The sequence below is a fragment of the Devosia lucknowensis genome, from assembly GCF_900177655.1.
In the GTDB taxonomy this organism is placed as follows: Bacteria; Pseudomonadota; Alphaproteobacteria; order Rhizobiales; family Devosiaceae; genus Devosia; species Devosia lucknowensis.
In genome coordinates this window covers 864,277-882,829 of record NZ_FXWK01000002.1, presented here as the reverse complement: position 1 = coordinate 882,829, position 18,553 = coordinate 864,277, and the positions used below count along the sequence as shown (strand labels likewise).

Annotated in this window: 18 protein-coding genes and 1 tRNA gene; 10 read left to right on the top strand and 9 right to left on the bottom strand. The window is 64.0% G+C overall.

Annotation, left to right across the window (positions count from 1 at the left end):
• Positions 1-55: 55 nt before the first annotated feature.
• Complete coding sequence (locus tag CCK88_RS16655) at positions 56-493, bottom strand: class I SAM-dependent methyltransferase (protein ID WP_086471692.1); 438 nt, start codon at positions 491-493, stop codon at positions 56-58.
• Between the two features lie 195 nt (positions 494-688).
• Between CCK88_RS16655 and CCK88_RS16650 the strand changes: the two genes are divergently transcribed.
• The gene (locus CCK88_RS16650; RefSeq protein ID WP_170926534.1) at positions 689-1,882 is read left to right on the top strand and encodes a GNAT family N-acetyltransferase; all 1,194 of its coding nucleotides are present in this window, start codon (positions 689-691) and stop codon (positions 1,880-1,882) included.
• On the opposite strand, the gene CCK88_RS16645 is transcribed toward CCK88_RS16650, so the two are convergent.
• Positions 1,879-3,075: a GNAT family N-acetyltransferase gene (locus tag CCK88_RS16645; protein WP_170926533.1), complete on the bottom strand. Its 1,197-nt coding sequence runs from the start codon at positions 3,073-3,075 to the stop codon at positions 1,879-1,881. The genes CCK88_RS16650 and CCK88_RS16645 overlap by 4 nt on opposite strands.
• Before the next feature lie 245 nt (positions 3,076-3,320).
• On the opposite strand from CCK88_RS16645, the gene dapF reads away from it, so the two are divergent.
• The 4 genes from dapF (at position 3,321) to CCK88_RS16625 (ending at position 7,512) form a co-directional block, all read left to right on the top strand.
• Positions 3,321-4,169, top strand: a complete 849-nt coding sequence (dapF, locus tag CCK88_RS16640; protein WP_086471689.1) for a diaminopimelate epimerase — start codon at positions 3,321-3,323, stop codon at positions 4,167-4,169.
• Positions 4,169-5,431, top strand: a complete 1,263-nt coding sequence (gene mtaB / locus CCK88_RS16635) for a tRNA (N(6)-L-threonylcarbamoyladenosine(37)-C(2))-methylthiotransferase MtaB (protein ID WP_086471688.1) — start codon at positions 4,169-4,171, stop codon at positions 5,429-5,431. The genes dapF and mtaB overlap by 1 nt, the downstream gene beginning before the upstream one ends.
• Positions 5,432-5,455: 24 nt before the next feature.
• On the top strand, positions 5,456-6,730 hold the full coding sequence (ftsY, locus tag CCK88_RS16630) for a signal recognition particle-docking protein FtsY (RefSeq protein WP_086471687.1): 1,275 nt from the start codon (positions 5,456-5,458) through the stop codon (positions 6,728-6,730).
• Between the two features lie 92 nt (positions 6,731-6,822).
• Positions 6,823-7,512, top strand: a complete 690-nt coding sequence (locus CCK88_RS16625) for a septation protein A (protein ID WP_086471686.1) — start codon at positions 6,823-6,825, stop codon at positions 7,510-7,512.
• Here the strand turns inward: CCK88_RS16625 and CCK88_RS16620 are convergent.
• The 5 genes from CCK88_RS16620 to tsaD all read right to left on the bottom strand — a co-directional run bounded on the left by CCK88_RS16620 (position 7,504) and on the right by tsaD (position 10,799).
• Positions 7,504-7,905 carry a DUF1761 domain-containing protein gene (locus CCK88_RS16620; protein WP_086471685.1) on the bottom strand — a complete coding sequence of 134 codons (402 nt, stop codon included), beginning with the start codon at positions 7,903-7,905 and terminating at the stop codon, positions 7,504-7,506. The two genes, CCK88_RS16625 and CCK88_RS16620, sit on opposite strands and share 9 nt — an antisense overlap.
• A 102-nt stretch (positions 7,906-8,007) precedes the next feature.
• Positions 8,008-8,442 carry an EVE domain-containing protein gene (locus tag CCK88_RS16615; RefSeq protein WP_086471684.1) on the bottom strand — a complete coding sequence of 145 codons (435 nt, stop codon included), beginning with the start codon at positions 8,440-8,442 and terminating at the stop codon, positions 8,008-8,010.
• A gap of 5 nt (positions 8,443-8,447) precedes the next feature.
• Positions 8,448-8,741: a YciI family protein gene (locus CCK88_RS16610; protein ID WP_086471683.1), complete on the bottom strand. Its 294-nt coding sequence runs from the start codon at positions 8,739-8,741 to the stop codon at positions 8,448-8,450.
• Between the two features lies 1 nt (position 8,742).
• Positions 8,743-9,732, bottom strand: coding sequence for an NAD(P)H-dependent glycerol-3-phosphate dehydrogenase (locus CCK88_RS16605; RefSeq protein ID WP_086471682.1), 990 nt, complete (start codon positions 9,730-9,732; stop codon positions 8,743-8,745).
• A complete protein-coding gene (gene tsaD, locus CCK88_RS16600) occupies positions 9,729-10,799 on the bottom strand; it encodes a tRNA (adenosine(37)-N6)-threonylcarbamoyltransferase complex transferase subunit TsaD (RefSeq protein WP_086471681.1) in 1,071 nt (356 codons plus the stop codon). The genes CCK88_RS16605 and tsaD overlap by 4 nt, the downstream gene beginning before the upstream one ends.
• Positions 10,800-10,855: 56 nt before the next feature.
• Here tsaD and hemC point away from each other — a divergent pair, with 56 nt between their 5' ends.
• The 5 genes from hemC to CCK88_RS16575 all read left to right on the top strand — a co-directional run bounded on the left by hemC (position 10,856) and on the right by CCK88_RS16575 (position 15,288).
• A complete protein-coding gene (gene hemC / locus CCK88_RS16595) occupies positions 10,856-11,794 on the top strand; it encodes a hydroxymethylbilane synthase (protein WP_086471680.1) in 939 nt (312 codons plus the stop codon).
• Positions 11,794-12,525 carry a uroporphyrinogen-III synthase gene (locus CCK88_RS16590; protein ID WP_086471679.1) on the top strand — a complete coding sequence of 244 codons (732 nt, stop codon included), beginning with the start codon at positions 11,794-11,796 and terminating at the stop codon, positions 12,523-12,525. Before hemC ends, CCK88_RS16590 begins: the two co-directional genes overlap by 1 nt.
• Positions 12,526-12,549: 24 nt before the next feature.
• Positions 12,550-13,782 (top strand): COG4223 family protein, encoded by a 1,233-nt coding sequence (locus tag CCK88_RS16585; protein WP_086471678.1) that lies wholly within the window; start codon positions 12,550-12,552, stop codon positions 13,780-13,782.
• On the top strand, positions 13,779-15,164 hold the full coding sequence (locus CCK88_RS16580) for a heme biosynthesis protein HemY (RefSeq protein WP_086471677.1): 1,386 nt from the start codon (positions 13,779-13,781) through the stop codon (positions 15,162-15,164). The genes CCK88_RS16585 and CCK88_RS16580 overlap by 4 nt, the downstream gene beginning before the upstream one ends.
• A 48-nt stretch (positions 15,165-15,212) precedes the next feature.
• Positions 15,213-15,288, top strand: a tRNA-Thr gene (locus CCK88_RS16575).
• A gap of 19 nt (positions 15,289-15,307) precedes the next feature.
• Here the strand turns inward: CCK88_RS16575 and CCK88_RS16570 are convergent.
• Both CCK88_RS16570 and CCK88_RS16565 read right to left on the bottom strand, forming a co-directional pair.
• Positions 15,308-16,063, bottom strand: a complete 756-nt coding sequence (locus tag CCK88_RS16570; protein ID WP_086471676.1) for an N-acyl amino acid synthase FeeM domain-containing protein — start codon at positions 16,061-16,063, stop codon at positions 15,308-15,310.
• A gap of 133 nt (positions 16,064-16,196) precedes the next feature.
• Positions 16,197-18,464: a putative bifunctional diguanylate cyclase/phosphodiesterase gene (locus CCK88_RS16565; protein WP_170926532.1), complete on the bottom strand. Its 2,268-nt coding sequence runs from the start codon at positions 18,462-18,464 to the stop codon at positions 16,197-16,199.
• Between the last annotated feature and the right edge of the window lie 89 nt (positions 18,465-18,553).

Below are 18,553 nucleotides of genomic sequence, written 5' to 3'. Positions count from 1 at the left end.
GTCAGGAGCAAAAGCCTGATGAACGGGGTGGCTTTAGGGGAAAGTGCCGGGCGAGTCAAGAAAAGCGGGAAATATCCCGGATGCTCAGAGGCGCCCGGTCATCGACAAAGACCAGGGCATCGGGCTTGAGGGCCGCACGCAGCCGCTCGATCGCCTGGCTCGCCAGTTCCGGGTGGCGCCCGTCGAGTGACCCGACCCGCATGGCGAAGGCGAAATCGAAGTGCGCCTCACCCGGCGCAAGCACAAAATCCTCGATTGCCGACTGGCGGAATTCAAGACGCCCCGTTGCCAGCGCCGTGGCCGATCCGGCCCTGGCGATCGCGATAGCCTTGGCCGACCGGTCGATGGCGACGATCTTGCCCGTCGTCAAAACGCCACAGATCGAGCGCGCCGCCACGCCTGTTCCGCACCCGATTTCGAGGATGCGCAGGTCGGGCTTCAGCGGCAGCGCTGCAACAGCTTTCGCAATTCGGGGAGAAATCTGGTCTGCCATGCGTCCTTATTGCCCGTCCTTTCCGCCAGCCTTTGTCAGGAGGAGCCTGAATGATGGAAAATTAACCCTGAACCGAAGCGGCCGAAGATGGCCGAAATCAAGTGGCGCAGAAGCCCGTTTCTGCTGAGCAGATTAACGCAATGCTGCGGAATGCCCGCTAGGCTGCGCACCCGAACAACCTGTCTTCGAAGGCCAATGTCCACCGCCACTGTCGCCAGCCAGAATTCGCTCGACCACGGCGTGTCGCAGTCGGATGTCACTCTCTTCGACACCCTGGCTGCGGCCGAGGCGAGCTGGCGCGCGCTTGAAACGAAAGGCACGACGACCCCCTATCAGCGCTTCGACTGGATCAGAGATTTGCTTGCGGCCGGAGCCGAAGCGGACGTCACCGTCGCCATCGCCATTATTCGGCAGGATGGCCGGCCGGTTGCCTTGCTGCCTTTGGGCATTCGCCGCTCCGGCGGTCTCAGGAGGGCGCATATTCTCGGCTCGGACACCTCCAATGCCGATTGGATGATCACGGCGCCCGGCTTCGAACCGGATGCGCGGGCGCTGCTGTCGATCTTTACCAGCGTCTCGAAACTGCTTGGCGGCATCGATCTCCTGTCGTTCGACAATCTTCTCGTCACCTGGAATGGTCTCGCCAATCCGTTGCTGCAGCTGCCCCATGCCCCAGGGGCATCGCACTTTTACCGCACCGAGATCGGTGACACCCCCAAGCCGTTCATTAAGCACCGCCTGGCGCCGAAGCGTCGCGGCGACCTCATGCGCAGCCGGCGCCGCATGGAAGAAGCGATGGGCACAGTGCGGCTCGTGCGGGTGGCCGACGCAGCCACCCTGGCACAGGTGCACGAAGCCTTCCTCACCCAGCGCCGCACCCGCTTCAATGAAATGGGCATCACCAATATCTTCGAGGAGCCGTACTTCCGGCGGTTCTTCCGCGACGCGACGGCCGCTAGTTTCGGCGACCCCAGGCCGGTTTTCGTGGCCCACGCGCTGATGGGCGGCGACCAGATAGCCGCAACCGCCTGGGGCACGACCGCGGGCGACCACTATTCGCTCTACATCAATTCGACCACCTCGGACGAAGGCAGCAAGTTCAGCCTGATGCACATTCTCATCGCCGAGCTGATGGATCAGTTGATCGACGACGGGTTCAAGACCTTCGACATCGGCCTGGGCGACTTCAGCTACAAGGGTCGCTGGACCGATCCTGAGCCGGTCTACCAGGCGCTGGTGCCGCTGACGGCAAAGGGCCGCGCCGCGGCGGCGATCATGGGACGGGTGACCGCGCTCAAGCGCACGATCAAGCAGAACCCGAAACTGTGGCAGATCACGACCACCGTGCGCCGGGCGCTGTTTCGCCTGCGCGGCAAGGGCAGCGCTTAGGTCTCGACATCCGGCTTGGGCGCCGCATGGCGACGCTCGGCCTGTCTGGCCCTGAATTCGAGCACTTTCTTTTTCAGCGTCTCGCGACCGTCATGCAGCCACGCCAACAGACGCACCTGCCACGACCGGCAGCCGAGTATGACCGTCGCCATCGACTTGTGGTTGTTGAAGAAGTTCAGCGCCGAATGGCCCTCCGCTGTCGCCGCCGCATCAACGGCGTCGATCGTGTCATTGGCATAGAAATCTTCGATCAGCATGTATTCGAGGGCCATTCCGGGCCCGAGTTTCTTGTAGGTCTCGTCATAGGCAATCTTGGGAGTAAAGGCGGTCCGTTGCGTACGAATCGAGAGCTTCATGGCGATCGGTCGCCCGTCGAGCAGCAGGCTGTCCATGGCCGCCAGCCCGGCGACATAGGAGCATCGCGCGAATTCCGCATCGGCCGGACGCGACAGGAACGACGTCCCCATCTCGCCCTTCCAGCCTGCATTCTCGAGCGTCAGGAAATCATCGATGCGCCCGGGAAGGCGTGCTTCATCCTCGACATGTTCGAGCGCGATGTGCCCGGCTTCGCCCAGGCGACGCATGGTGCGCCGCACATCCTTGAGCCGGTTCTTGGAGAGAACCTGCGTCAGGTGTTCCTCGAGCCCACCGTCAAGTCGGGTGAGATAGGCGCGCTGGTAGGGCGTGGCCGTCGCCCAGGCCATCCCGGTTGCCGCCACTGCCGCGCGAAGTTTCTGGAACACCGCAGCGTCGAGGTCGACATCGTCGAACGCCCAGATGGCCGGCGCTCCGCCGGTCCTGACGAGATCGAGGAATTTTTCGATCACTGCATCGGCATGATCCCTGTCGATCAGTGGCGTCCCATTGAGCAGGTAGTCGTTGGCGAGGCCATTGGCGACCGGAAAGGGCGCTGGAATCTTGGATCGGGACTGAAAGAGAAAAAGCCCCACCAACGCCCCGCCCACCGAAAAGCTGAGGGCGCCGACCTTCTTGCCTTTGTCGACGGTGGCGAGCGACGCCAACACCTGCCGGCGATCGAAGAACGGATTTTCCGTGAGGCTGTTTCGCGTCAGCAGGTCCCACTGCGCTGCCGGCAGGGCCGCAAGCTGCGCGGCGTCGAGCCGCGCGACGACAATGGCGGACGATTGGTCGCCGGCGCTCGGTCGGGTCTCGGGACGCGTGTCAGTGATCATGGGCGGTATCCTGCGGCGCAAGCGAGCGCCGGTCATGCTGTTGGCATAACGCCGATCATAGTCGAAAAATCCCTAGAGCCGGATTAACTTCCCGACACTGGTTAAAGCCAGCTTGACCGGCTGGCGCTGGCAATTTGCCGATGCATCCGCCATATAGGGCACAACAGTGAAAACCCTTTGCCTGCCGAACCATCCGGCCGGCGCCAATCGGAACCGCAGCCGTGGGTAACGTCCCCTTCCTCAAGATGAACGGACTGGGCAACCAGATCATCGTCGCAGACATGCGCGGCGTCGACGGGCGCGTGACGCCTGAAGCGGCGATCGCGATCAATGCCCGTGCCGAGACCCGGTTCGATCAGATCATGGCGATCCACGATCCCCGCACGCCAGGCACGGTCAACTATATCGAGATCATCAATTCCGATGGTTCGCGCGCCCAGGCCTGCGGCAATGGCATGCGTTGCGTCATTCAGACCCTCACAGCCGAGAAGGGGCGCCAGCGCTTCACCTTCGAAACCGTCGCCGGCATCCTGTTCGGAGAAGAAGAAGCAAACGGTCAGATCACCGTCGACATGGGGACACCCAGGTTTGCCTGGTACGACATCCCGCTGGCCGAGGAATTCGCCGATACGCGCCAGATCGAATTGCAGATCGGGCCCATCGACGCACCGGTGCTGCATTCGCCATCGGCCATGTCGATGGGCAATCCGCACGCCACATTCTGGGTCAAGGACGACGTGTGGTCCTATGCGCTCGATCGCTTCGGCCCGCTGCTCGAAAACCATCCGATCTTTCCCGAGCGCGCCAATATCGGGATTGCCCAGGTCGTGGCGACCGACAAGATCATCCTGCGCGTTTGGGAGCGCGGTGCCGGTCTGACCGAAGCCTGTGGCACGGCGGCCTGCGCGGCACTGGTCAATGGCGCCCGCACCCGTCGGACGGCGCGCAAGGCAACGGTCACCTTGCCGGGTGGCGACCTCGTGGTGGAATGGCTCGACAACGACCATGTGACCCTGACGGGCCCGGCCGAACGCGAATGGCGCGGCGTATTCGATCCGTCGACCGGCGCGTGGACCCGGAGTGAAGCGGCCTGATGGCAATCCAGACGCTGACATTCGGCTGCCGCCTCAATGCCTATGAGGCCAGCGTGATGAAGGGCGAGGCTGAAAAGGCGGGTCTCGACAATGCGATCATCATCAACACCTGCGCGGTCACCTCGGAAGCGGTCAAGCAGGCGCGCCAGGCAGTGCGCAGGGCCCGTCGCGACAATCCAAACGCCCGCATCATCGTGACCGGCTGCGCTGCCCAGACGGACGCGCGGTCGTTCGGCGACATGACCGAGGTGGATCTGGTCATCGGCAATGCCGACAAGCTCAAGGCGGAGAGCTACGCTTCCCTCACCTTCGGCCTTCCCATCAATGACAAGGTGCAGGTGAACGACATCATGAGCGTTCGCGAAACTGCGTCGCACCTGATCGAGGCGATGGACGGCCATACCCGCGCCTTCGTGCAGGTGCAGAACGGTTGCGATCACCGCTGCACCTTCTGCATCATCCCGTTCGGCCGCGGTCCGTCACGCTCGGTGCCGATGGGTGCGGTTGTCGAGCAAATCAGAAAGCTCGTCGCCAACGGCTGCGGCGAAGTCGTTCTCACCGGCGTCGACATCACCTCTTATGGTCCCGATCTGCCCGGCAGCCCGACCCTGGGCATGCTGGTTCAGTCGATCCTTCGGCACGTGCCCGATCTTGCGCGCCTGCGCATCTCGTCCATCGACAGTATCGAGGCGGACGATGCGCTCTATGACGCGGTGACCGATCAAAGGCTCATGCCGCACCTGCACCTGTCGCTGCAATCGGGCGACGACATGATCCTGAAGCGCATGAAGCGGCGTCACCTGCGCGATGACGCCCTCGCTGTCGTAAGCAGGCTCCGCGGCTTGCGGCCGGACATGGTTTTCGGCGCCGATATCATTGCCGGCTTCCCGACCGAGACCGACGCCATGTTCGACAATTCGCTGCGCTTTATCGAAGAAGCCGGGCTCACCTATATCCACGCCTTCACCTATTCGCCGCGCCCCGGCACTCCTGCCGCCCGCATGCCACAGGTCGACAAGGCCGTGGCGCGGGCTCGTACCGGGCGACTGCGCGAAGCCGGTGACAGGCAGTTCCGGGCGCTCTGCGAAAGCCGGCTGGGCAAGACGGAAACCGTTCTGGTGGAACGCGGCGGCATCGGCCGAACCGAACAATTCGTTCCGGTGCGCGTTGCGGGCATCGAGGCGGGCAGGATCGTCGCGATCAGGATCACGGGCGCCAATGCCGGTGGTCTGGACGGGGAGCCGCTGCGCGCGGCAGCCTGAAGGTAAAAGGAACCAGGTAAACCAATGACCGAAAAGAAACCCGGCTTCTTCCAGCGTCTGTTTGGCCTTGAACCGGCACCCTCGCCCGCACCACCCGAAACGCGCCCCATAGACCCGGTGACGCCGGCCCCGCAGCCTGTGCCTCCGGCGCCCGAACCGGAACCGGAGACCGTTCCGGAAACACCGATCACCCCGGACGCCATTCCCTCGATACCCGAGCCGGAACCCGAGCCTCAGACCGCTCCCCCCACCGAGCCGGAGGTTCTTCCGCCCCCTGGCCCGCCCGAGACGACCCCCGATTACGTCGAGGACATCGAAGACCGGGCGGCGGCCGCTCGAGACAGCATGCCGATCATCCCGGCGCCGGAAACCGCGGCACCGCAGCAGGGCTGGTTTCAGCGCCTAGCCAGCGGCCTGCGTCGCTCGTCGGACAACCTCACGACCTCGATCACCTCGGTCTTCACCAAGCGCAAGCTCGACGCGGCGACCCTCGACGAGCTCGAAGACGTCCTGATCCAGGCCGATCTCGGAATCGAGACGGCAATGGCCATAACCGACACCCTGCGGCGCGACAGATTCGACAAGGACGTGTCGGGCGAAGACGTGCGCGCGGTGCTCGCCGACGAGGTCGAGAAAGTTCTCGGCCCTGTCACGCGCCCGCTGACCATAGACACAGCCAAGAAACCCTTCATCATCCTGATGATCGGCGTAAACGGCTCGGGCAAGACCACGACGATCGGCAAACTGGCGCAGAAATTTGCCGCTGAAGGCAAGTCGGTCATGCTCGCGGCCGGCGACACCTTCCGCGCCGCAGCCATCGAACAACTCCAGGTATGGGGCCAGCGCACCGGCGCGCCCGTTATTTCCAGGCCGGCCGGCGCCGATGCCTCCGGCCTCGCCTATGATGCCGTGACCCAGGCCAAGGCCGAAGGGCGCGATGTGCTGATTATCGATACCGCCGGGCGTCTGCAAAATCGCGACGAGCTGATGAACGAGCTGGAAAAGGTCATTCGCGTCATCAAGAAGGTCGAACCCGAGGCGCCGCACGCAACGTTGCTCACGCTCGATGCCACTACGGGCCAGAACGCGCTGAAGCAGGTGGAAATCTTCGGCCAGCGCGCTGGGGTCACCGGGCTGGTGATGACCAAGCTCGACGGCACGGCGCGTGGCGGCATTCTGGTCGCCATCGCCCGCAAGTTCGGGCTTCCGGTGCATTTCATCGGCGTTGGAGAGGGCGTCAACGACCTCGAACCCTTCAAGGCGCGCGATTTCGCCCGGGCGATTGCGGGCCAGGACTAAGGTTCGCCCCTCGCCGCTGCAGCCAAAATCTCACCACTCTTGCAGCCTATTGAACCCTTGCATCGCATGGCCCCTGGCATCACATTGGGCCGATGGAACACAAGATGACCAACAAAGCCGCCGAACCAGAAGTCAACTGGGAAGACCTCAAGCCGCAGATCACCAAGCTCTCGCTTGAATTGGGGCCCCTGGTCATCTTCTTCGTCGTCAATTTCATGGGCGACCGCATTCTTGCAGCCGTCCCTGCGCTGGACGCGATCTTTCCCGAAGGCTTCTTTCTCGCCACGGCCGTATTCATGGTGGCCATGGCCGTATCCCTGGTGCTTTCCAAGATTCTTCTCAAGAAGATCCCGGTGATGCCGCTGGTCACCGGCGTCGTCGTGCTGATTTTCGGCGGCCTGACCCTTTGGCTGCAGGACGAGACCTTCATCAAGATCAAGCCCACCATCACCAATGTGCTCTTTGCATCGGTGCTGTTGGGCGGCCTGCTGTTCGGGCAGTCCTTGCTGAAATACGTCTTCGGCGACGTCTACAAGCTCAGACCCGAAGGCTGGTGGAAACTGACCCTCAACTGGGGTCTGTTCTTCATCCTGCTCGCCGTCGTCAATGAAGTGGTCTGGCGCAATTTCTCCACCGACTTCTGGGTGGCGTTCAAGGTGTGGGGCATCATGCCACTGACCGTGGTTTTCTCAATGACCCAGTTGCCCCTGCTCAACAAATACGCCCCCACGGCGGAACCGGTGAACGTCCCGCCGGTGGCAAGCGGCAGCGACCTAGCCTAGAAGCCCGATCACCACGCCCTGAATGACCAGGACACCGAGCAGGTGCAACCCGTCGATGACGGTCAGTGACCACTTCATGCCTTCGTAGCGGTGATTCATGATCAGGGTGGTGATGACGAAGCCGACCCACATGTGGACGCCGACCAGAGCGCCTGAGGCAACGGTGATCTCCCCCATCATGACGGGCGTGAGCAGGGCGATGAAATAGGCCATCACCAGCTCCACCGCGAAGGACCAGATGAAGGGCGTGAACCCGACCTGCAATTGATCCTTGGTCTTGCCCAGCGCTGCCATCCACTGGCGCGACAGGCCCATGTACCAGACGGCGCCGAAGGCATAGGCGGCAATCGCGGCCAGCACGACGGCCAGCCAGTTCACGGCAAAATGCGACATGAGTGTTCCCCCTGCGCCAGATCGGCGCAAGGGCAATGTTAATCCCGGCGGAGACGATCGTGAAGAGATCGCAGCAGCGTCAGCGCTGTCTCAGCGCTCTGGCTAGAGCCCGCCCATCTTGCAGAGCAGCTTCCACTCGGTATCGGACACTTTCGACACCGAAAGGCGCGAGAGCTTGACCAGTTCGAGCTCGGAAAGTGCCTCCGTGGCCTTGATCTCGGCCAGCGTCACCGGGCGCGGGAATGGTCTGACCGACTGCACATCGACGCATTCCCAGACGACTTCGCCCTTTGCATTGAGCTCGCCGGTGCTGTCGGGATGCGCCGGCGCCACGATCGTCATGATCCCGACGATCTCCTTGCCGATATTGGAATGGTAGAAAAAGGCCTGATCCCCCACCGCCATGGCCTTCATGTTGTTGCGCGCCGCGTAGTTGCGCACGCCATGCCATTCCTCGACCTCGCCGCGTTCGGTTTTCGCGACGAGATCATCGAAGGAAAACACGTCCGGTTCGGACTTCATCAGCCAGTAGGCCATGAGGCTTAAAACTCCACGCCGGTGGTGTTAATGGCAATGCGCCAGCGCTTGACCTCGTAGCTGGCAAACACGCCAGCCGGAACGAACGGATCGGCCGCGGCCATGGCCTCGGCCTCTTCCAGCGTCTCCGCCTCGAACACGACGATCGAACCTTCCGGCTGATCCTGAGCATCGAGCAGCGCACCTGCAAAGACCAGTTTCTTGCCCAATGAATTGAGGTGGTCGAGATGCACCGGCCGCGTGTCGAGGCGCTTCTGCAGTGCGCCCGGGGCGTCCTTGGCGATCATGGCATAGAGCATTTCAGGCTTCCCTTTTGAGCGGGCGGGACATGAGGCCCGCAACCACGGTGGCAATATCGGCCTTGCCGGCGACGACGGCGTCGACGGCATCTATCAATGGAGCGTCGACACCAAGACTGCGCGCCAAGGCTGCGGCGACCGGCGCCGTAGCGACGCCTTCGGCAAGCTTGGCCCCCGAGCCGAGAATGTCTTCGGTTCGGCGTCCCGCGCCCAGCGCCATGCCGAACTGATAGTTTCGGGACTGCACCGACGTGCAGGTCAGCGTCAGGTCGCCCAGACCGGCAAGACCTGTCAACGTATGCGCCGAACCACCCATGGCCGTCACCATGCGGGCCATTTCGGCGTAACCGCGAGCAATCAGCGCAGCCCGCGCCGATGCGCCCAATTGTGCGCCGTCCACAGCGCCGCAGGCCAGAGCGTAGACATTCTTGAGCGCGCCGGCGATCTCAACACCAACTCTGTCATCGGCTGCATAGGGTCGGAAACTAGGGCCGGCCAATGCCGCTGCAAGATCGGATGTGAGGTTTGCGTCGTCCCCGGCCAAGGTCACAGCCGTGGGTCGGCCCGCCGCCACGTCAGCCGCGAAACTGGGGCCGGATAACACGAAGCCAATCGCATCCGGCGCCATGTCCGCAAGGATTTCACTCTGGCGCGCCAGTGTGCCGGTTTCGAGCCCCTTGGCAGACAGCACGACCGGGCGACCGGCCAGCAGCTGCGGATCGAAGCCGGACAGCAGCGTGCGTGTCGCCTGCGCCGGCACCGCGAGCACGACCACGTCGGCCTCGCTCGGGTCGGACGTCGCGGTCACATTGGGCAGCAGCGCCTGTCCGGGCAGGGCAGCCTCGTTCGTACGGGCAGCGTTGATGCGATCGGCCTGTTCGGGTGTCCGAACCACCAGTGTCGTCGCCCGGCCTGCCATGGCGGAGGCCTGTGCCAAAGCGGTTCCCCAGGCACCTCCACCGATCACTGCGACGGTTTCGAATACGCTCATGCGCCCACCTTCATGTCGGGCGTGTCGAGAGGCCAGCGCGGCCGCGCCGCCACATCGAGGTCGCTCTCTGCGCCCAGCGCCAGCCGCTCGGCTCCTGCCCAGGCAACCATTGCGCCATTGTCGGTGCACAGCACGATGGGCGGAACCACCAATTGGGCACCTGCCTCCCGACAGAGGTTTTCCAGCGCCGCGGCGATCCGACGATTGGCCGCCACGCCACCGGCGACGACCAGCCGCATCTCCTGGCCGGGAAACGCTCGGCTGAACCGGTCCAGCGCCTGACGCGAGCGTGTTTCGACGATCGCCGCCACCGTATCCTGGAAGCTTGCCGCGATGTCGGCGACGTCCTGGTCCGTGAGCGGCGCCAGCGCCTCCGCCTGCAATCGCACGGCGGTCTTGAGCCCGGAAAAGGAGAAATCGAGACGCTCTTCGCGCAACAGTGGCCGCGGAAACTTGAATCGCCGCGGGTCGCCCATCTTTGCCGCCTGTTCAACCGCAGGTCCGCCGGGAGGGCCGAGGCTCAGAAGCTTGGCAACCTTGTCGAAGGCCTCACCCAGGGCATCGTCTATCGTGCCGCCCCAGCGTTCGTAGTCGCCCACGCCGCGCACCAGCACGAACTGGCTATGGCCGCCCGAGACCAGCAGCATCAGATAGGGAAACGCGACGCCATCGGTCAGGCGCGCCGTCAGGGCGTGGCCCTCGAGATGGTTGACGGCAATGAGCCGCTTGCCGAGCGACGCAGCCAGTGCCTTGGCCGTCGTCAGCCCAACCAGCACGCCGCCGATCAAACCCGGCCCTGCCGTTGCGGCAATGGCATCGACGTCCTCGAGCGCAATGCCGGCCTCGTCGATCGCCTGGGCGATGATGTGGTCGAGCCATTCGACATGCGCGCGTGCCGCCAATTCCGGCACCACCCCGCCAAAGGCCGCGTGCTCATCGAGTTGCGAGCGGATGACATTGGAACGAATTGTGCCGTGACCCGATTCATCCCGCATGACCACCGCCGCGGCGGTTTCGTCGCAGCTGGTTTCGATGCCCAGTATGATGGCTTGCGCTTGCCCGGTCACGACGATCTGGTCTACTCCAAAAACGAGATAATCGCCTACACCAGGACTGCCCGCTCATGCAATCGCCCTCCCCCTTCGCCCGGATCGGAACACGCGGCAGCCCGCTGGCGCTGGCCCAGGCGAAACTGGTGCGCAGCTTGCTGGCCAAGGCCCACGGCCTTGCCGAAGAGACCATCGAGATCGAGGTTTTTTCCACCGGCGGCGATCGCAGCCAGGCGGAAAACACGACCCTGTCCGCTATCGGCGGCAAGGGTGTCTTCACCAAGGAGATCGACGAAGCGCTGCTGGCCGGGCGCATCGATATCGGCGTGCATTCGAGCAAGGACGTGGCGACCGCCATGCCCCCCGGCATGGTGCTGGCCGCCTTTCTCGACCGCGAAGACGTGCGTGATGCGTTCATCTCGGTCTCGGTCAAGGGCATAGACAATCTGCCCGAGGGCGCACGGTTTGGCACCTCGTCCATCCGGCGGGCCGCGCAGGCTTTGCGCCTCCGACCCGATCTGCGCATCGTCCCATTCCGCGGCAATGTGCATACGCGGCTCCAAAAGCTGCTAGATGGGGTCGCCGATGCAACGTTGCTGGCCTTGGCCGGGCTCAATCGCCTCGATGAGGCGCATCGCGCCACCGCCATCCTCGATCCGGATGACTTCATGCCAGCGCCCGCCCAGGGCGCCATTGCCCTTGCCATCCGCACCGGTGACCAACGTCTGGCCGAAATCGTGGCGCCGCTCGACCATGCGCCCACCCATTCCGCTATCGCCGCAGAAAGGGCCATGCTGGCGGTGCTTGACGGCTCTTGCCGCACCCCGGTTGGGGCGCTGAGCGGGCTCTCCGGCACCATGCTGACCCTCAAGGGAGAAATCCTCAGCCTTGACGGTCAAACCAGTTTCCGGGCGGAAGCGCAGGGGAGCGATCCGCAGGTTTTGGGTGAAACGGTCGGAAAAGATCTGATCGCGCAAGCTGGTGAAGACTTTCTGCGCCGCTGGAGCCACTGATGCGCGTATTGGTGACGCGACCCGAGCCTGATGCGGAAGCCACGCTCGAGCGATTGGCCGCACTGGATATCGCAGCGGAAATCGCCCCGGTCATGACGCGCCAGACACTATCGGCCCGCCTGCCGCCGCCCGAGGGTTTCGCGGCTTTGGCTCTCACCAGCACCAATGCCATTCGGGCCCTCGAGGATCTTGGCGCGCTTGGCGCCCTGCTCGCAAAGCCGGTATTCGCCGTTGGCGACCGCACGGCGCACGAGGCCCGCCAAGCTGGGTTCGACACCGTCACCGCAGCCGACGGAACGCTTGAGTCGCTCACCACGGCAATCGCCCTCGCGCGGCTCTCGGGGCCGGTGCTTTATCCTGCCGGCAGCCATCTCAGCGGCGATCTGGCGCATGCCCTGGCGCCGCATGGTCTGTTGGTCGCCACGGTGCCGGTTTACGAGATGGTGGCTGAAACCCAATTCCCCCAGACCGTCGCTTCGGCTCTCGCGGGCGGGCAGTTTGGTGCGGTGCTGCTCTATTCGCGACGCACGGCCGAGATTTTCTGCGATCTGGTGAAGGACATTTTGCCGCCGGAGGAACGCCGGAAGCTCCCGGTGCTTTGTTTATCCGAGAATGTCGCAAAACCCCTGCTCGAGGCACATTTCAGTCGCGTGCTGCTCGCCGATCACCCGAGCGAGGAAGCGATGATGACGCTGGCCCTGGCTTTTGCCAGAGAGCAAACTGGGTCATGATCGGGGGAACGCAAAGGAAAGCGCATGGCTGAACAGACCGGCAATGAGACGCCCGCATCTGCAACCAAGGCATCGGCGGCCAAAACTGGGCCGGTGAAGCCGCCCGTGCTCGAAGGCACCGCGCGCCCGGCCAGTTCGAGCAAACCCGCCGACCCTCCCAAGCCGGCCGAAAAGTCTGCCGCGGAAAAACCTGCGGGCAAGGCTGCCGAACTACCGCCTGTCACCAAGCCGAAGGTCGACGAGCCCAAGGCAGACGGCAATGGGAGGGCATGGATTGCCGGCATCTCCGGAGGCATCATCGGGCTTGGTGCAGCTTACGCTCTGGCGTCGCTTGGCCTGTGGCCCGCTACGCCGCAGACCGCTGCGCCAGCCGACCCTCGCCTCGCCCAGTTCGCAACGGCGATCCCAAATCTGGAGACGGCCACCGGCACGGTTCAGGACGACCTCGTGACCCTCACGAGCCGTGTGGCATCGCTGGAGACGGCCCTGCGCGAAGCGCCCGCCGCAGAGCCGACCGGTACCGATCCGGCTTTGGCCGAGCAGATCGACGCCCTTTCTGCCCGCATCGATGCGCTGGCGGAAGCCCAGCCTCAGGGCACCACCAGTCCCGAAGCGCTGAGTGCGATCGAGAACGAGCTTGCCACGCTGCGGACCGAAGGCACCAACACCGCCACGCAACTGGCAGAAACGCAGCAGCAATTGGCGACCCTGACGCAATCGACCACCGAAACCGCGGGCGCAGATGCGGCCGCCGTTCGTCTGCCTCTGATCTTTTCCGGGCTGGAAAGCGCTTTCGGCAGTGGCCGCGGTTTCGAAACCGAACTCGCCGCGCTCCGGCAGGCCCTGCCGGAAACGCTTGTGCCTGAGGCAGTCGCAGGTCGAGCGGCGAGCGGTCTGCCGCGGCCGGAAAGTATCGCCAGCCGGCTCAATGCTGCGCTGCCGGACATGCTGGCCGGCCGCCCGGCCACCGCCGATGTCGGCTGGCAGGACGCGACGGCCGACTGGTTCCGCGGCGTGATCGCCATGCGGCCGGCCGGTGCGGTCGAGGGAAATACGCCAGACGCCACCATCGCCCGTCTCGAAGATGCGGTGGCCCGTCGGGATTTCGCCAGCGCCGAGGCTGAGATCAACGCCCTGCCCGAGCCGATGCGACGCGCAGCGGGCGAACTGCCGGCGGATATCTCCAGTCTTGCAGCCGCCCAGACTTTCCTTGCCGAGTTGCGCCAGTCGGTGCTTAACGCAGGGGGCGGCGCATGATCCGTCTCGCCTCCTGGATCATCGGCAGCCTGGTCATTGCCGGCGTCGCTGCCTGGATCATTTCCCTGCCCGGCACCATGACGCTCGAGCTGGCCGGCTACCGCATGCAGCCACGCCTCGGCACCGCCGTCGTCATCCTGCTGCTGGCCGCCGCGCTGGTCATACTAGTGTGGGCGGTGGTCCGTCGCGTTATCGGCGCACCGCGTGCCATGGCCCGTCGTCGCACTGCCCGTCGTCGGGAGCAAGGCGTCGAAGCCTTGTCCGACGCCGTGATCGCATTGCAGGCCGGAGACCCGGCCAGAGCTCGCATCATGGCGCGCGAGGCCCAGGCGCGCCTTCCCGACAACGGCGCTGCAAAACTCCTCGAAGCCCGCGCCGACCTCGCCCTGGGCGACATGCCCGCTGCACGCGAGCACTATCGTGCCCTGATCAGCAGCGAAAAGACGGCGGTGGCCGCCCTGACCGGTCTTTACGACCAGGCCCGCGCACAAAACCGGCCAGACGCTGCTCTCACCTTTGCCCGCAAGACACTGGCACTCGCGCCCGAGACCGGCTGGGCTGGCCAGGCCGTGTTCGACGATCTTGCCCGTCGGGGTCAGTGGGCCGAGGCCGTCGCCATGGTGAATGCCGAACCGGCCACCACACGCGAGGACAAAGCCCGCAAACGTCGTCGTCAGGCGGTCATTGAAACCGCACGGGCGCGCGAACTGGAAAACAGCCAGGCCAATGCGGCGCTGGACCACGCTTTGACGGCCCTCAAACTCCTGCCCGATTTCGTGCCCGCCGCCCTGATCGCTGCCCGCATCTATTCTAACCGCGGTGAAGCGCGGCGCGCACAAAGCCTTCTGCGCCGCATTTGGCGATCGACCGGCCACCCGGACGTGGCGACGCTCTATGCGCATTCGCAATCGGGTGCCTCGGCCGTCGACCGCCTGAAGCGCCTGGGCGAGATTATCGAGTTGCCTGCCCCGCACCGCGCTGCCGGCATGGCGATGGCACGCGCCGCCATCGACGCCTATGACTGGCCGAGAGCGCGCGCTGCACTGCAGCCTTTTGCCGGCACCGAGGCGACGCAGGGCGTGGCGACGCTGATGGCGGAAATCGAAGAGGGTCAGTCGGGCGATCAGGGCAAGGCTCGCGAATGGCTCGCGCGTGCCGTGCGCGCGCCGCGCGATCCGGCCTGGACGGCCGACGGCATCGTCAGCGACGAATGGGAACCGCTATCACCCGTCACCGGGCGCCTCGACGCCTTTGAGTGGAAGGTTCCGGTTGCCAATAACAGCCGGCAGACACCGCTGGCGGCAGCGCCGGCGGCGTCTCCGCCAGCCCTGCTTGCAGCCGATACAGCCTTGCCCCTTGCGCCGACCGAAAACGCCCAGTAAAAGACCGCCAATCGCCTGACGGTCGATGCAAATCGACGGTCGCGGCAAGCCGCTTTAGCTCAGTTGGTAGAGCACATCATTCGTAATGATGGGGTCGCGTGTTCGAGTCACGCAAGCGGCACCACTTCTTCCTCGAGTTCAGGTCAGCCCTGCGCCATTTCCATCTGGCGCAGACGATGCGCCATGCGGGCCGTCGGCGCTATGGCCTGATGCCGGCCCGCACCATTGCCGAATAGGTGCTCTCGCTCTTCGGGTGTCGACATGAAGAATGGAAAACGGTCTGCGACGCGGTCGCGTATCGTGGGCACCTCTGCCGCATAGAGGCAGACGGGAAATTTCAGCTCGCCCCAGAACCGTTCGTCGGCCAGTCGCTCGGAGCCGAAGATACGCCTGTAGAACGCGGCATGCTCGGCGCGGACCGATGAGATGGTGTACCGCACCGGAAAATATTCGCTCGCCATGGCAACGATACGCAGCGTGAGATAGGGCAGCGCCGGCAGAGCCAGGGAGGCGTCGTGATCGGCGGTGAAGCGGCTGGGATCGATGTAGCCATGACCGCGATCGAGCATGGGCTCCAGCACTTCGGGCCAGATCGTGCGGCTTGGTGACGTGCGGTTCTGCGACGTCACATGGTGAAAGCGGATCGAGCTGACCAGTTCGCCATCGATATAGACCCCGAAGCAGTAGCAGTTTGTCGCGTCGTCATATTCGTCGCGTGTCACCTGCTGCGAATTGATCGGCACGAAATCCTCGCGACGATACGCCTCGTAACGGAGCCGATAGACGGGATCGAGCTGATCCGCCGGCGATACCCGGCGATATTCTATGCGATCGAGGAGGTCGATCAGGGTTGTCGCAAAACGTGACGCGCCGGTCGCCGATTGGGTTGCCGCACTCATTACCAATGTCCCCCAGTACGTGAAAACCTTAACCTTTCATTATCCATGTTTGTACTGGCAAATATCTCGCATTTGTCCGGCGCGAGTTTCGGCGCAGAAAATTTCTAAGGTGGCGTCAGGGGGTTAGGTGGCGTTAACCAATGCGGCGATTTGTCTGCCGGGCGCTGCCGGCATTGAGCCGAGAGATCAGTTCGGCGATATCGCGCTGGGGTAGCGGGCGGCTGAAAAGGTAGCCTTGAACCTGCTGGATCGGCGTGTGCGCGACCATGGCATTGAGCTGCGCCTCGGTCTCGACACCCTCGGCCACGACGACCAGATCGAGGTCCCGTCCGAGCCGTGCAACATTGGTAAGCAAGCTCAGCGCCCGCGGCTGCTCGGCGATCTCCGAAACGAAGGAGCGATCGATCTTGAGCTTGGAGAAGGGAAGCGCGCTGAGATAACTGAGCGAGGAATATCCCGTACCGAAATCGTCGAGCGCGATACCCACTCCGCGCCGTGCAAGCCCAGCGAGAACATTGCTGGCAATATCACGCTCTTCAATGACCGCCGTCTCGGTCACTTCGATTTCGAAACGCTCGGGCGGAAGGCCGGTGCGGAGCAAGGCCTCGTCGACCACGCCCTGGAGGTCTATGGCGCGGAAGTCCCGCGCCGAGACGTTAACCGCGACACCGACCTGGCCAGGCCACTGACTGCACTGCAATGCAGCCTCGCCGATAACCCACGCGGTAATCTCGGAGATGAGACCGATTTCTTCGGCGAGCGGAATGAAGGTCGAGGGCGGCACCTGCCCCAGCTCTGGGTGTTCCCAACGGGCCAGCGCCTCGCAGGACACCACCTTGCGCGTGCCGATATCGAGCAGCGGCTGGAAAGCGAGGCTGAGTTTGCCCGCTGATATGGCATGCCTCAGGTCGACCTTGAGACGCTGGCGGTAATGGTAGTCGACATCCATCTGCGCATGGAAAATCTGGCTTGTGGCCTTTCCCTCCGCCTTGGCGGAGTAGAGGGCAAGGTCGGCCTTGGTCATCAGATCGTCGAGCGTGTCCTCACCCTGCGTGCTGGACACGAGGCCGAGGCTTGCATTGACGTTGAGCGTGACGCCCTCGAGGTGGAACGGCTTGCCGAAGGCCTGCATGATGGTCTGGCTGTCCCTCTCCGGGCCTGCTTCCGACCTGCCGTAGATAACGAATTCGTCGCCACCCAGGCGCGCGAGCACCGCATCGGCCCCGACGACGCTGCGCAACCGCTGGGCAACTTCCACCAGCAGCGCGTCACCGACGATATGCCCGTACGTGTCGTTGACATGCTTGAAATCGTCGATGTCGATGATGGTCAGGGAGCGCAATGCGTCGCTGCGCTTGCGACGACGGATTTCGAGGTCGTCGGCAACCAGTTCGCCGAAATAGGCACGGTTCGGCAGGCCGGTCAGGGTGTCGTGGCGGGCCATGAAGGTGATGCGCTCGTCGGCAGCGACGCGCTCGCTGATGTTCTCGATCAGCAGCACGCACCGGTCGCGGCCGGAGCTGACAGTGACCTCGTAGTGGCGTCCATCAGCGACGCTGAGCTGCACTTTGCCCGAAGCACGGCGTTCGACGAGATCGAGCAGGCGCTCCACGCCGATGGCCGGAAGCTTGCCGGCGGCGCTTCGGTCTCGCAGGACTGCGCTGAGCGGCGCCCGCAGCAGGTTGGGTGCCCCGATCAGCGCGAAGAAATTGAGGGCCTGCTCGTTGGCGACGCTGACGGCGCCCTTGTCGTCCAGCAGGCACAGGCCGTGATCGAGTGTGGTGATGGCCATATCGAGTTCGGCTGCGAGCCGCGATGCCTCGACGCGTCCATGCACGGCGCTGAGCAGGATCGCCCTGATGTCTGCCGCCAGTTTGCGGAAGCTGAGGAGCATGATGATCAGCAGGACGGCCAGCACGGGATGGAAAATATCGGCGCGTAGCAGAAGGCCGAGCGAAAGCGGCACGATGACCATCAGCATTTGTATGGTCACGAGCCGATCGAGGCCGAAATTGCGCGCGCAGATACCAACCATGACGGCAATGGTGAGCGAGGCGCTGACCAGTTCGGCATAGGGATCGCGCACGATCAGCATGGCAACGAGGCACCAGAGGCCGTAGACCAGGGCGAGCATGGCACCCAGGACGACAGCACGATTTTCCCAATACTGGGCAGCTTCGCCGTCATCGGCGCTGATCGCGGCCTTCCAGAAGGCGCGCATATTGATGTCGCGGACAAGGCCAAGGACCAGAAACAGCCCGGCCACCACGTAAAGGGAAACCGATTGCGCTTTCCAGGCGGTCAGACCCGCCGCGAAGGCACTGGCAACCGAGCCAGCCAGCATCGCGCCGCGGTCGCCATAGACCGAGCGGATGATGGACACGTAGTCCAGGGACGGCATTGTCTTTCGGGCTGAAGTCAGCACGGAAATTTCCCTATTGCGGCTCCATTGGGCGCGCGAGGCATTAACAAGCCCTTGCATGGATGGGA